The following is a 13,954-nucleotide window of genomic DNA, read 5'->3' as shown; positions in this document are numbered from 1 at the left end:
AAATCCGTTTCCATGCCATTGTGGATCTAGCCAGAAACCTCTATTATTATTTTCTTGATCATATAGTGATATCATTCCTATTATTATTGATGGCTGATCCTTCTTTCTTATAGTCCAAAACCATGCATTTCCTTTTGCCATTGATGGTAGGGCAATATTATTTATATATTTCATGGCACCATCATCTGGGTAGGGCCACGGGGTGTTTGCTGTAAGATAGCGAACAATTTCCCACTGAGGAAAGATATTTTGAATTTGTATATAATCCTTACTTTCTAAAGGATGTAATATCAATCTTCTGGTTTCTAGTTTTTTGGGTTCCATTTTGGTTTCCTTTGGTAATGCTTTATTTTACAAAAAGTCAGATGATAATGAATTTTACTACCACTACGTGATATCTTTGTCAAAAGAATTTTAATTGATGTGATAATGGTTATTATGAATGATTTTGGTAGAGGGATAATTCATTAGTAATGTTGAAGATTATGAAGTCATAAAATGGAACCTTTAATCAAGGTTCCATTTGGTTTAAATTAAAGCAAGAGACAATACGATGAAATTAACAGGTATTATCTTCATCTTGAATAATAGATGAGAAAAGCTCTCTAATATTGCGAGATTGACCATCGTTAATCACAACAATATCATAATCAGTTGGTGGATTAATACGATCATTAACGACTGTAAAACTCATGCCGTACTCTTTGGGATAAGCATCAATATGTTGAAGTACGAGTTTTTCAATTAAACCTGTAGAAGGTTTTAAATCAGGTGCAGTAAAAGGTAAATCTGGCGTAATTTGAGTGTAATTTTTATCCTTCACGACTGAAATAAAACCGTTAACGATTAGAGTTGATATTGGATAGAGAGCCTTAATTTGCTCTAATCCTTTTACACTCCAGGCTAGGGTAACGATATCTTTACGATTGTGGATTCGGAGAAACTTACTTTCATAGCTAGATAGTAATGTTCCATTAAAAATAGATTCACTATAGGATACAAAAACGTCGTTACCGGCAGTTGGGGCAGCAAAGGAGGAAACATGAATACGAATATTATTGTTTCCTTTATCAATATAACGTCTCTTTAAATACAGACCAAGCGTAGAGGCCATCACACCGCCTAAACTGTGCCCTGTAAGAATAATATTATGTATTCCTTCTTCCAGAGCAATTTTATCAATTACCTCAATCAATGATTTTCCATAACCAGCAGGGTTATTGCTCTTTATTTGGTTGACAATATAGTCTAAAGTTATATGGGTTCCTTTTGAAATTTTAGCATCTTTGGGGGCTTTTGGATCCCAAATTGACCAGTTTTCAGTTGTGCCTACATTGAAATTCTCATCAAACCAGTTAACAGTGGACCATGAACCACGAATAACGATTCGATAATCATTTGGATTTTTGAGATCTTTTACAATGAATAAAACGTGATCATCTTTTTTATCTGTAACGCTTGTTTTCTTATTAACACTACCGACACGAAAAACAGCAGGTCCCCAAATGATAGAGAATCTATTTGCTGTCGCTTTACTACTTGCTAATGATTTTTGAATATTTTCTGAAACGAGAGCCGGTTCTGGTTGATAGGTTATTATACTCCCCGAGTTAATAATAAAGCCTAACGCGAGATTTATTTTTTGATCTTCAAGAGAAATTGTCATTTTTGTTTCCAATTTTTAATATAATGAATGCTGATCTGATGTGTTAGCTTAAACATCAATGATCAATACCTTGGGTTTTTATTTAAACAACAGAATCAAAGTTAATAATAATCTTTAAATCTGTTAAATGAGAGTATATAATTTTTTGAAGTTATTTTATTTAACAAAATAAATTATCTATTATGAACTTTAAAATAAGCGATAAAAATTACACCATGCTTTTGTAAGGTTATATTAGCTATTGAGAGTGATAATTGTGATATCTATTATCTATGGAAAATAATTTATATTGGTATCTACAAAAATGAGTGATAGTGAATGGCTGTAATTAGTGATAGATAAGAAAAATAATTTATTTACGCTATTTAATTATATACCCAATGGATTTCAAGATGCATCGCGACGGCAAGGGAGCGAATCCCCGGGAGCATAGCGAACTATGCGACCGGGGTGAGAGAGTGCAGCCAACAAAGAGGCAACTTGAAAGATGACGGGTATAATTTATTGCAATGAATGGAACCCTTAATATAAGATTCCATTACTGATGAATCAAAAAATATATTACAATATGGTAAGGTTAGTAATATTGTTCTAATCTTTAATTAGAGAACTGAAACAGTCATGAATATGTTTAGATAAGTTATTGTCAACCACAACAATATCGCAATCAGTCGGTATCGTTGAATTGCCATGAACTTCTTTGTAAGTCATTTGATAATGTTTTGGATATGCCTTGATATGTTGAAATCCTATACTATCAAGTAAGTTTTGATGTTTATTTAACTTCTCTGAAAAAGAGCACTCTGGGGAGAGTTGGGTATAGTTTATATGGTGGGTTTTGTGGATATAAATCTCAACTCCAATTGTTAGTATTGGATAGAGTTTCTCAATTTTCCTCAAATCATTTTTAGCCCATGCTAATGGAACGATATCATTGATATTATGAATTCTCAGAAAATTACTTTCATAAACGTTAGGGCTTAATGTTCCTTTAAAAACAGAGTCAGAATAGGAGGCGAAAATATCATTGCCGGCAGTTGGGCCTGCGAAGGAGCAAGTGTGAATACGTATATTGTTGTTGTTGATGTAGCGCCTTTTAAGATATAAGCCAATAGTAGAGGCTAGTAAACCACCCAAACTATGCCCCGTGACGGTAATATTCAGTATCTTATCTTTCCCTTCTTCTGTGGTAATTTCATCGAGTTTATCGATGAGTGATACGTTGTTCTCATTAAGAGGTTTACCTTGAATAAGGGATTTTAATGCTAAGTCTGTTCCATGGGAGATCTTAGCATCTTTAAATTCTTGAGGAATATTTGTGTCCCACTTCGACCAGTCTACAGTTTTAGATACATGAAGATCTTCATCAATTTCGTTAATCTTAGACCAGGTTCCCCGAATGATAAGGCGATAGTCACTTGGATTATCGATATTTTTCACAATCATGACAACGTGATCATATTTTTTGTCATGGTGTTTTTCATTAATACGGAACACAGCCGGTCCCCAAATAATAGAGAATTTATCTGCTGTTGCCTTACTGTTTTTAAGTGATTGTTTAATATCACATTCAATGGTTTTTATTTTGTCTGATTTGTCAGATATTTCTCCAGAATTAATAATAAGGCTTAACGCGAGATTTAATTTTTGCTCTTCAAGAGATATAGTCATTTTTTACCCCTCCCATTTTTTCATATGGTAAATGTTGATCTGATGCTTTGGCTCAAACATCAAGGTTTAATTTTTTGAGTCTTCCGTTTAAATAAAAATATAGTTAAGTTTAAAGTTAATAATGAATTTTGAATTTGTCAAATATGTGCAAAGGGTTTTTAATGTTATTTTATTTGACAACACGTAAATTATTTATTATGAAATTAAAGGTAAGTGATAAAAATGACATGTTAAATAATTCTATAAAAATATCATTACATCTTTGAAAGGTTATTTATAACGCTGCTTATGGAAAGTCATTTATTGCAATGAATGGAACCTTTAATAAAGGCTCCACTTATATTATACATAATAAGATTATGTAATATTGATTTTATCTTTGGTTAGAAATTTGAAGAGATCGACAATACTTTCGGATAGGCTATCATTAACTACAACAATATCGTAATCAGTCGGTATATTTGAATTATCATCAATGGTGATAAAACTCATATCATACTCTTTGGCATAGGCATGAGTATGTTGATTGCCAATATTAACCAGTAAATCATCAAACGACACTATTGGTGATATTGGAATCTGTGAATGAATAGGGAAATCTGGGGAAATTTGAGTGTAATTCTTATTAAAGACAGAGAGGATGAGAGCATTAATTGTTACAGTTAACACTGGATAGATAGCTTTAACTTCCTCCAAATCTTTTATATGCCAGGCTAGGGGAACCACATCCATGCTATTATGAATTCTTAGAAAATTACTTTTATAACCGGCTACTGATATGTCATTGAAAATAGATTCAGAGTAGGATGCGAAAACATCGTTACCAGCAGTTGGTCCTGCAAAAGCACAAACATTAATCCGAATATTATTATTTCCTTTATCAAGATATCGTCTCTTTAGATATAAACCAATGGTAGAAGATAGTACGCCTCCCAAACTGTGTCCTGTAATAGTAATGTTTTGTATTCCTTCTTTTAGGGCTATTTTATCAATCGCATCAGTGAGAGATTCTCCATAACCCGGAGAATTATTGCTTTTCATTTGGTTAATAATATAGCCTAATGCCATGTCGGTTCCATAGGCTATCTTGGCATTTTCAGGTGATCTTGAATCCCATCGTGCCCAGTCTTGAGTTTCACAGACAATAATATCTTCATTAAGCCAGTTAATATCGGACCATGATCCCCGAATAACAACGTGATAGTCATTTGGATCATAGCGATTTTGCACAATGAATAAAACATGATCGTCTTTTTTATCTATAACGCTTTTTTTCCTACCAACGTCATCAACACGAAACACTGCGGGTCCCCAAATGATAGTGAATTTATTTGCTGTAGCTTTACTGCTTTCTAACGATCTTTGGATATTTTCTGAAACAATGCCCGGTTCTGGTTTACTGGTTTTGATTCCTCCAGAGTTTATAATGAAGCTGAGCGCGAGATTTATTTTTTGATCTTCACGAGAAATAGTCATTTTTACTCCCTATTTTTTCATGTAATAAGTGTTAATGCGAGGTATCGGTCTAGATATCAAGATTTAATTCTTTTGCTCTTCCATTTAGACAAAAACAGAATTTAACTTAAAGTTAATAATAACTTTCAAATCTGTCAAATAATTACATCGGTTTTTTGATATTATTTTATTTGACGGAAATATAAATTATTTATTTCGAAATTAAAAGTAAACGATTGAGTTATATATTGAATAATTACATTGTAATATTATTTTTATCTTTTAGGATTATATGTATTACTTAATATTAGCTATATATAAATAGCTTTGAGATTATCTCTGCGAATAATGTTATTGGGAGTAATTATAAATCAATGATATTCTAATGATATATACCCGTCATCTTTCAAGCTGCCTCTTTGTTGGCTGCACTCGCTCACCCCGGTCACATAGTTTGCTATGCTCCCGGGGATTCACTCCCTTGCCGTCGCGATGCATCTTGAAATCCATGGGGTATATTAAAATAATTTTGGTTTAATGGAACCTTTGTAATAAGTGTAATAAGGCTCCATTAAATTTAGATAAAATATAGATAAAGCATAATAAATTTATGAGACATTAATATTGTCATCAGGCAGAGGTATAAGTAAGAAATAAGCGACGATATCTTGAGATAGATTACTATTAATAACCACAAGATCATCAATAGGTGGTTGAGTACCGTCATTAACTTCCACTAAATTCATGCCATATTGGTTAGCATAGGCTTTAATATGTTGAAAAACAACTTGCTTATTGAGGTCCAGTTCTGCAATAGGTGCTGTAAAAGGTAAATCTGGCGTGAGTTTGGTGTAACCTTTATCTTGTACGAGAAGAACAATCTTTTTAAATCTATTAATTAATTTCTCATCTAATTTAATTAATGGTTCATAGATGGTTGGGATTTTCTCTAATCCATCTAGGTTCCATATTAGGGAAATAACATCTTTACGATTATATATCCTTAAGAAATGGCTTTTATAGCGGGTTGTTGAGGTGCCATTAAAAACAGATTTAATATAAGATGTAAAAATATCATTACCGGTATTTGGATTGGCAAAAGAGCAAACATGAATACGAATATTATTGTTCCCTTTATGAAGGTATAAGAGTTTTAAATACAACCCAAGGGTAGAAGCGAGAATACCACCCAAACTGTGCCCGGTGATGGTAATATTATGTGTACCTTTTTCCGAAGCAATTTTATTAATTGCCTCAATGAGTGATTCTCCATAACCAGGAATATTGTTACTTTTTACTTGATTAACAATATAGTTTAATGCTAAATGGGTTCCATAAGAGATCTTAGCATCTTTAAACTCTTCAGGGATATTTTGATCCCAAAGTGACCAGTTTACCGTTTCATGTACAGCAAAATTTTCAACTTGCCAGTTAACATCAGACCATGATCCTCTGATAACGATGCGATAATCATGAGGAATCTGGCGATTTTTTACAATGAATAAAACGTGATCGTCTTTATTATCTTTAGTGTTTTTTCCATTATCAACACGAAAAACAGCGGGGCCCCAAATAATAGAAAATCTGTTGGCTGTCACTCTGCTCTTTTCCAGTGATGTTTGAATATCTTCTGCAACCATAGTTGGCTCTGGTTTTTCAGTTATTATACTCCCCGCACCACTGATAAAGCTGAGTGCGAGATTTATTCTTTGATCTTTAAGAGAAATAGTCATTTTTACTCTCCATTTTTATAATATAAATTTTGATATTATGCTCTGGTAAAAGTATCAATATCCAACTTTTTTATAACCCATTGCATAGGGATATTTTATTTTTACACCTTTGTGGTAAAACGTGGAACAGGGTAATATTCCAGATAAAAATCAATGGGTTTTAAACCCATCTTGGTGCTGATCTCCTTATGTATTTCCTCTAAAGACAATCCCTATTGGAATAATATCTTAATCTTATTTTTAAATAAAAAACAGAGTTGAATTTTAAGTTGATAATAATAATATTTGAATTTGAAAATATATTTATTTCATTGTTTTATGTAACTATGATTGATAAAAATAATATTGATTGAAGAATGAAAAATTAAATTGACAAATGGAATTGTGAAATATAACGATATGGAAATTATTTGATTGGATGCTATTTAATTACTGAAAAACATATCTATACCCAATGGATTTCAAGATGCATCGCGACGGCAAGGGAGAGAATCCCCGGGAGCATAGCAAACTATGTGACCGGGGTGAGCGAGTGCAGCCAACAAAGAGGCAACTTGAAAGATAATGGGTATATTTGTTTATATTAAATAATTAGAGGGCATAGAGTAAATATGCCCTATGGCATTTAATTATTTTTCAAGTGGCAAAGCATCATCTGCTCCCCATTCAGCCCATGAGCCGTCATATAAATAAACATCTTGCTTGCCGATGATATCTAAACCCAGTACCAAAACGGCCGCGGTCATACCTGATCCACAACTGGCAATAACTGGTTTGTTTAAATCGACATCTTGCTTACGGAAAATATCTGTAATTTCATTTGCGGATTTAAAATGACCACTTTCTACTAACATGGTCCACGGAACGTTTTTACTACCGGGAATATGGCCCATTCTTAATCCGGGACGCGGTTCTGGTGCTTTAGCTTGAAAACGGTCTGTTGCTCTGGCATCGACAATTTGGGTCTGTTGATCATTGAGAGAATCCAGAATTTGTTCCAGAGATTTCACTTTGTCGGCATTGAAATTGGCACTAAAGATTTGAGGATTGCGTTTCACTTCACCTGATTCTGTTGGCAATCCTGCCTGTTGCCAACCTTGTAAGCCGCCATCAAGAATACGGACGTTATGGCTACCGAATATCTTAAATGTCCACCATGCACGAGGAGCAGAAAACATATTGCCTTGGTCGTAAATCACGACTAAATGATTTTTACTGATCCCCATTGCGCCAACAGCCTGACTAAAAGTTTGCGGGTCGGGCAGCATGTGAGGTAATCCACTTTGATGATTGGCAATTTTGTCTAAATCAAAAAATTGGGCGCCGGGAATATGGGTATCCAGCCAAAGTTTATGACAATCAATCTGTTGAGGTGGTGGTGGGGCGGTTGCATCAAGGATGACGAGATTCTTATCATCAAGATGATCTTTTAGCCATTGTGGAGTGACAAAGTATGCGTTATTCATGGGGTCCCTCACTTGATACGAAGATGAATTAGATACAAGGATAAAATAGCCCTATTGGGATAGGCACTACGTGTTACAGCCCGTTATTGTTGTTGTGCCGGCGCTGTGGTGGTTTCTGGTTGTTGGCTGGTTGGTGATTCTATCGGTGTGGTTGAACGGGTATACATATTAAGGCCCGCCAAGAATACGCCGCCAATTGAACCAAATGCAAAGATAGCGATGAAAATGATAAGGAGCTTTTTCATTATTGTTCTCAGGTGTTGTAGAAAATAGGCAGTATATAGCGTTCTGAATAGCTGACAAGGTGCTCACCAATTTAATGATTATTGCCTCGACATGAAGCTGATTTCATTTCTGCTCTGTGGGACAATAGCGCTCCGATTTCATAGCAGTAGAATCCAATGGCACTTTCCAATTCAATAAAAAATCAGATAAGTCAGTGGTATAAGATATTACCTCAACATATTAATGGTTTTATTTCTCGTACTCCGCAGCGGCAGATGATTGCCGAAGTTGCAAAAACGCTTGCGGATCAGGAAGGTCGTCATTTGGTTATTGAGGCACCAACGGGAATCGGTAAAACCCTTTCTTACCTGCTACCTGGGATTGCTATCAGCAGAGCGGAAAGTAAGCCATTGGTCGTGAGTACGGCGAATGTCGCTTTACAAGATCAGATTTACAGTAAAGACCTTCCTCTGTTGCGTAAAATTATTCCCGATCTGAAATTTACCGGTGCTTTTGGTCGTGGTCGTTATGTTTGCCCACGCAATCTTGACGCTATCTGTGCAACCGAGAGTGAGCAGATCGATCTTATGTTTTTGGTTGAGGACAAAACAGAGCTTGCCAGTAGTGAAGAGAGGGAATTGTGTCGTCGGTTGCGTAGTGATTACACAACTTTTGCCTGGGATGGGTTGCGTGATCACCATAAATTGGCTTTGTCCGATGCTTTGTGGGGGAAAGTGAGTACGGATAAAGCAAATTGTTTGGGACGTAACTGTCAGTATTATCATCGTTGCCCATTTTTTATTGCTCGCCGTGAGATAGAAAATGTCGATGTGGTGGTCGCTAACCATGCGTTAGTGATGGCGGCATTGGAGAGTGAATCGGTACTCCCTGATGCTAAAAATTTGTTATTGGTACTCGACGAAGGACACCATATACCGGATGTTGCTAGGGATTCTCTGGAAGTGGAGGGGGAAATCACTCTGTTTCAACTGAATGGTCAATTAGATACTTTTGTTCGTCATGTTGAGCAATATCTGGTGCAGTTCCATCCGGCAAAGCCACCACGCTTAGCTAATGCCAGTCGCCTTAATGAACACAGTGAAAAACTACGAGAATGCTTTAGAGAGCTTGCAATTATCACTCAGGCGTTTTTACCTGATAAGAATGAAATAGATGAGTATCTGTTTGAGATGGGTAAATTACCGGATAACTTGCTACTTTGCTGCCAGCAGCTATTTAAATTGACTGACGGTTTACGGGGTTTGGCAGAAGCGATACTGAATGATTTGACTGAGCGGACGGCTAAACAGGATATTGTCAGATTGCATCGGTCTATTTTGCATACTAGTCGTACGCTTGGATATTTTGAAAATATGACTAAGCTGTGGCGTTTAGCAGCGTTGGAAGAGTCATCCAGTGCGCCGGTATCAAAATGGCTTAGACGCCGTGATGAGAAAAATCAGTCACACCTCTATTTCCATTGTGCCGGTATCAGAGTCAGCGAACAGCTTAATCAACTGCTTTGGCGTAGCATTCCTCATGTGGTTGTGACATCGGCAACGCTTCGTTCTCTGAATAGTTTTTCCCGTATTCAGGAGTTGACTGGGTTGACTGAAAAAGCAGGCGACCGTTTTGTCGCATTGTCATCACCTTTTGATCATGTACGGCAGGGCAAACTGGTTATTCCCAAAATGTCATGGGAGCCGACACTGCACAATGAAACCGCTCATTTGCAAGAGATGGCGTGTTATTTCAGAGCTCAACTGCTGAGGCAGCAACATAAAGGCATGTTGGTTTTGTTCAGCAGTCAGAGGGCGATGGATATCTTTCTCTCTTATGTAACAGATTTACGTCTGATGTTACTTGTGCAAGGGGATCAGCCACGTTATCGGTTAGTGGAAACACATTGTCAGCGTATCAATGAAGGGCAGTGTAGTGTTTTGATTGGATTGCAATCTTTTGCCGAAGGTTTGGATTTAAAGGGGGATTATCTGTCCCAAGTTCACATTCAAAAAATCTCATTTCCGCCAGTGAATAATCCAGTCATTATTACTGAAAGCGAATGGTTGAAATCACTTAAACGTTATCCTTTTGAAGTGCAGAGTTTACCAAGTGCTTCTTTTAGCCTGATTCAGCAAGTAGGAAGACTTATCCGTAGCCATGAATGTTATGGTGATGTGGTGATTTATGACAGGCGCTTACTGAGCAAAAGGTATGGCCCAAGATTGTTGCAGGCGCTGCCCATTTTCCCTATTGAACAGCCGGAGGTTATTTCAGAGACGGAAATTGAGAACATAAAAAAGAGATAACTAGCAAGGAATAGTAAATCTACCCAAAATCGAGGTTTATTTTTACTCTTAGCAAAAAATGTCGGCCTTTTACGCCACCCTCTTTATAGGGGGCGGCTAATTTGGTAAATAAAATCGATAGAAAAGGCGATTTATCCTACTTTTTTCAGAAAACAGGTTTTTAATACTAACCCTCTGATTTTATCTGCGTTACATTCGATTTCATCGTCACGATGGGTAAGACGGATATTTTTAATCAAAGTGCCGCGTTTTAACGTTGCTGATGTGCCTTTTACTTTTAGATCTTTGATGACCTGTACAGAATCGCCATCATTAAGTAGGGTGCCATTACTGTCTTTTACTTCGGTGTCCATTTTATTATTTCCTCAAGTTATTTCTGAAAATAAGTGTGGATTATAGACAATTTGTGCTGATTATTAAAGGATATGGCGAAATTTGTCCGTGCCGGGTATTGGGTGATGAAAGGATAATGCAAACAAGCCCCATTGTTAACAGGGGCCTGTAGGTTTCAGAGTTCTTAATTTGGCGGCTCTTTATATTTTTACTGCTCAACACTTGCTTCAATAAACCATAAGAATTTGTCGAGATCACGAGAGGCGGTAGTTAACATATCTGCGGTGTTTTCATCCTCAATTTCATCCAGTGCTTTGCGGATATCGTTAGCGACAACAGCATAACGGTCGGCCAGCGCTTTTAGATGATCCTGCACGTCATGGATATTTGTTGGGTAGCTTTTCAGTGCTGTGTGTCTATTAACTTCCTGTACGGTGCCGAGAGCTATTCCACCAAGTTGTACGACTCTTTCTGCAAAGATATCCGAATGTTCAATAATCGTGGCACGAAAGATATCTAGCATTTCATGGATGGAAATAAAATTTTTGCCACGCATATTCCAATGTGCTTGTTTGGTAAACAGCGAAAGATCAATAAATTGGATCACCATATGGTTCAGAATTTCAATTGTTTCCTGCTTAATGTCATCATCGACATCATTACGAGTATAAAGTAGTGTGGATGTCTCTATTTTGACTAATTTGGCAGTCTCCATAATAATTTTCCCCTGATGTTAATAATGAGTCTTTCATTGATGAGATAAATGTAACTCGATATTAGTCTTAAGTCATATATACCCGTTATCTTTCAAGTTGCCTCTTTGTTGGCTGCACTCGCTCACCCCGGTCACATAGTTTGCTATGCTCCCGGGGATTCACTCCCTTGCCGTCGCGATGCATCTTGAAATCCATTGGGTATAGCTTATTCCTATTAAATCAATAGTTAATTTTTATAAGAAAATATTTACCATGAAATTCTTCAATTAATATTGAAAAGTATAATAATTTATCAGGTAAATCTGTGTGAGTAATTTTTTCATGAATCAGTTTTTTATTTATAAAAAAACCGGAGAATGACTTTATTCCTCCGGCTTCTATTTTATTTAGATTAAATAAAATAATTAATCTATTTCGGTGATTTTAGGTTTTCCTTTTATTGTTGACGTAGAACCGATGGAGGCAAAAATAATACAGAACAGTGCCAGCCATTGCGTTATAGTTAAATGCTCATTCAGAAACGCAATACCAGATAGTGCACCCAATGCGGGTTCAAGGCTCATTAGAGTACCAAATGTTTGTGCAGGTAAACGGGTTAGAGCAATCATTTCCAGTGTATATGGGAATGCGGTAGATAGAATTGCAATTGCCAGTGCCAGAGGGAGAATAGACATATCAAATAATAGCTCTGGCTCTGTTTGTATTAAACCGATAGGGAAAAATATCATAGCAGCGATAAATGAACCAATGGATACAGTTGCTGCTCCATGACCTGCCCCGGCGCGTTGGCCGAAAATAATATACAGCGCCCAACAAACCCCGGCGCTGAGTGCATAAATAACCCCTATAGGATCTAAACTATTAACATTATTATTGCCAATAGGTAGTAGGAAAAATAAGCCAGCGATAACCAACGCCACCCAAAGAAAATCTATTGGTCGACGTGATGAGAACATGGCTACAGCCAGTGGGCCGGTAAATTCAAGGGCCACGGCAATACCTAAAGGAATAGTTGTCAGTGCCATATAGAATGTATAATTCATCGCGCCAAGAGCAATACCATATGTAAGCAGTGGCATGATGGATTTTCGGCTAAAACGCAAGCGCCAGGGTTTAAAAATAATAAACAGAATGATAGTTCCAAGACCTAGGCGCAGTGCGGTAACACCTGGTGCACCGATGACCGGAAACAGCGTTTTGGCAAGAGAAGCACCACCCTGAATTGATGTCATGGCAAGCAGTAACAGTATTACAGGTATTAATGGAAAGGTGCTCTTTTGGAGCTTGGAAGGAGACATCCGGGCAAAACCTCAAATTAAAATCAAGTGATCTGACCGATAATCTTCGCAGTGAAATGCAGATAACTCAATAGGTTTAGAGAATATAATTTTAGCGAAATATTTTTCATTTATTAGACCATATTATATGGTTATAGTGAAATTAAATTTCATTATTGGTATATAATTCTGGTATAAATTTACATTGTATTTTAATATGTTGATAATTTAGGGATGACAAGTGATGAAGGTATTTACTACAATCTGGTTAATGTTTGATTTTATATCATAATAATTAAGTATAAGTTATGATTAATGCTAATATATTGAATATGAAAGAAACCGTCTTTATTTTGTTTTTTTATATCAGTTTTATAAGTGAGTTGTATGATTGTGATACTAACGTATAATCTTGGTTTTCATGTGAAGATAAAGTAACAGGAGCTGAGATAATGAAAAGTATTGCGGTTTATTGTGGTTCAAGTCTGGGTATATCTGAAATCTATAAAGAAAATGTCATTATCTTCGCAAAGGAATTGGTTAAACGTAATCTTACACTGATTTATGGTGGCGCTAGTGTGGGTATTATGGGAACTGTTGCGAATACGGTTTTGGCAGAGGGCGGGAAAGTCATTGGTGTTATTCCAACATTATTGGAAGCACGGGAAATATCACATAAAAATCTGACTGAATTATACGTTGTTGAAACGATGCATCAGCGTAAAAACAAAATGATTGAATTAGCTGATGGTTTTGTTGCTTTACCTGGTGGCTTTGGTACGTTGGAAGAGTTTAGTGAGGTATTTACCTGGAGTCAGATTGGGTTACATACGAAACCTTGCGGTATTCTTAATATTAATAACTTTTATGATCCACTAATTGCCATGATCAATAAAATGGTTGATGAACAATTCTTACATGAAAAATATCGTCATATGGCAATCATTGAACAGGATCCGGCCATCTTACTTGATCGTTTCAATACTTATCGGGCGCCGTCTATAAAAACATATTAAAAGCAGCTCTATAATTAAAATAGTATTATTATGATGAGAGAGTTATACAGGAATGGTAATAATAAGTAAGAATTCATAATTGATTAA

The 13,954-nt window shown here is 36.2% G+C and carries 12 protein-coding genes; 2 read left to right on the top strand and 10 right to left on the bottom strand.

The features are described 5' to 3' along the window. The 7 genes from LG003_RS18125 to LG003_RS18095 form a co-directional block, all read right to left on the bottom strand. Nucleotides 1-324 (bottom strand): GNAT family N-acetyltransferase (locus tag LG003_RS18125; protein ID WP_262981327.1); only part of this gene is annotated, 324 nt, incomplete at its 3' end. A gap of 235 nt (nucleotides 325-559) precedes the next feature. After that, nucleotides 560-1,666 (bottom strand): lipase family protein, encoded by a 1,107-nt coding sequence (locus tag LG003_RS18120; protein WP_262981326.1) that lies wholly within the window; start codon nucleotides 1,664-1,666, stop codon nucleotides 560-562. A 591-nt stretch (nucleotides 1,667-2,257) separates the two neighbouring features. Further along, on the bottom strand, nucleotides 2,258-3,337 hold the full coding sequence (locus tag LG003_RS18115) for a lipase family protein (RefSeq protein ID WP_262981325.1): 1,080 nt from the start codon (nucleotides 3,335-3,337) through the stop codon (nucleotides 2,258-2,260). Nucleotides 3,338-3,694: 357 nt separating this feature from the next. Beyond that, the gene (locus LG003_RS18110; protein ID WP_112876138.1) at nucleotides 3,695-4,813 is read right to left on the bottom strand and encodes a lipase family protein; all 1,119 of its coding nucleotides are present in this window, start codon (nucleotides 4,811-4,813) and stop codon (nucleotides 3,695-3,697) included. 587 nt (nucleotides 4,814-5,400) lie between these two features. After that, a complete protein-coding gene (locus LG003_RS18105) occupies nucleotides 5,401-6,525 on the bottom strand; it encodes a lipase family protein (protein ID WP_262981324.1) in 1,125 nt (374 codons plus the stop codon). 629 nt (nucleotides 6,526-7,154) lie between these two features. Then, complete coding sequence (gene sseA, locus LG003_RS18100) at nucleotides 7,155-7,991, bottom strand: 3-mercaptopyruvate sulfurtransferase (RefSeq protein ID WP_112876137.1); 837 nt, start codon at nucleotides 7,989-7,991, stop codon at nucleotides 7,155-7,157. 83 nt (nucleotides 7,992-8,074) lie between these two features. Next, nucleotides 8,075-8,236: a hypothetical protein gene (locus LG003_RS18095; RefSeq protein ID WP_167405280.1), complete on the bottom strand. Its 162-nt coding sequence runs from the start codon at nucleotides 8,234-8,236 to the stop codon at nucleotides 8,075-8,077. A 156-nt stretch (nucleotides 8,237-8,392) separates the two neighbouring features. On the opposite strand from LG003_RS18095, the gene dinG reads away from it, so the two are divergent. Beyond that, nucleotides 8,393-10,525, top strand: a complete 2,133-nt coding sequence (gene dinG, locus LG003_RS18090) for an ATP-dependent DNA helicase DinG (protein WP_112876136.1) — start codon at nucleotides 8,393-8,395, stop codon at nucleotides 10,523-10,525. 131 nt (nucleotides 10,526-10,656) lie between these two features. Here dinG and LG003_RS18085 read toward each other — a convergent pair whose 3' ends face one another. The 3 genes from LG003_RS18085 to rhtA form a co-directional block, all read right to left on the bottom strand. Next, the gene (locus tag LG003_RS18085; RefSeq protein WP_112876135.1) at nucleotides 10,657-10,878 is read right to left on the bottom strand and encodes an alkylphosphonate utilization protein; all 222 of its coding nucleotides are present in this window, start codon (nucleotides 10,876-10,878) and stop codon (nucleotides 10,657-10,659) included. A gap of 188 nt (nucleotides 10,879-11,066) precedes the next feature. After that, complete coding sequence (gene dps / locus LG003_RS18080; RefSeq protein ID WP_262981323.1) at nucleotides 11,067-11,573, bottom strand: DNA starvation/stationary phase protection protein Dps; 507 nt, start codon at nucleotides 11,571-11,573, stop codon at nucleotides 11,067-11,069. 405 nt (nucleotides 11,574-11,978) lie between these two features. Next, entirely contained in the window at nucleotides 11,979-12,872 is an 894-nt protein-coding gene (gene rhtA / locus LG003_RS18075) for a threonine/homoserine exporter RhtA (RefSeq protein ID WP_262981322.1), read from the bottom strand. Nucleotides 12,873-13,303: 431 nt separating this feature from the next. Between rhtA and LG003_RS18070 the strand changes: the two genes are divergently transcribed. Further along, the gene (locus tag LG003_RS18070; RefSeq protein WP_262981321.1) at nucleotides 13,304-13,867 is read left to right on the top strand and encodes an LOG family protein; all 564 of its coding nucleotides are present in this window, start codon (nucleotides 13,304-13,306) and stop codon (nucleotides 13,865-13,867) included. The last annotated feature ends 87 nt before the right edge of the window (nucleotides 13,868-13,954 follow it).

The sequence above is a fragment of the Photorhabdus kleinii genome (genome assembly GCF_025384885.1).
Taxonomy (GTDB): domain Bacteria; phylum Pseudomonadota; class Gammaproteobacteria; order Enterobacterales; family Enterobacteriaceae; genus Photorhabdus; species Photorhabdus kayaii.
The sequence above is the reverse complement of the archived record's forward strand: the minus strand, read 5'-3'. Positions and strand labels throughout refer to the sequence as shown.

Bases quoted from the DNA above. Each gene is read 5' to 3' on its own strand.
- LG003_RS18095 (WP_167405280.1), bottom strand. From the start codon at position 8,236: ATGAAAAAGCTCCTTATCATTTTCATCGCTATCTTTGCATTTGGTTCA.
- LG003_RS18115 (WP_262981325.1), bottom strand. From the start codon at position 3,337: ATGACTATATCTCTTGAAGAGCAAAAATTAAATCTCGCGTTAAGCCTT.
- LG003_RS18070 (WP_262981321.1), top strand. From the start codon at position 13,304: ATGAAAAGTATTGCGGTTTATTGTGGTTCAAGTCTGGGTATATCTGAA.
- rhtA (WP_262981322.1), bottom strand. From the start codon at position 12,872: ATGTCTCCTTCCAAGCTCCAAAAGAGCACCTTTCCATTAATACCTGTA.
- LG003_RS18105 (WP_262981324.1), bottom strand. From the start codon at position 6,525: ATGACTATTTCTCTTAAAGATCAAAGAATAAATCTCGCACTCAGCTTT.
- dinG (WP_112876136.1), top strand. From the start codon at position 8,393: ATGGCACTTTCCAATTCAATAAAAAATCAGATAAGTCAGTGGTATAAG.
- LG003_RS18110 (WP_112876138.1), bottom strand. From the start codon at position 4,813: ATGACTATTTCTCGTGAAGATCAAAAAATAAATCTCGCGCTCAGCTTC.
- sseA (WP_112876137.1), bottom strand. From the start codon at position 7,991: ATGAATAACGCATACTTTGTCACTCCACAATGGCTAAAAGATCATCTT.
- LG003_RS18120 (WP_262981326.1), bottom strand. From the start codon at position 1,666: ATGACAATTTCTCTTGAAGATCAAAAAATAAATCTCGCGTTAGGCTTT.
- LG003_RS18085 (WP_112876135.1), bottom strand. From the start codon at position 10,878: ATGGACACCGAAGTAAAAGACAGTAATGGCACCCTACTTAATGATGGC.
- dps (WP_262981323.1), bottom strand. From the start codon at position 11,573: ATGGAGACTGCCAAATTAGTCAAAATAGAGACATCCACACTACTTTAT.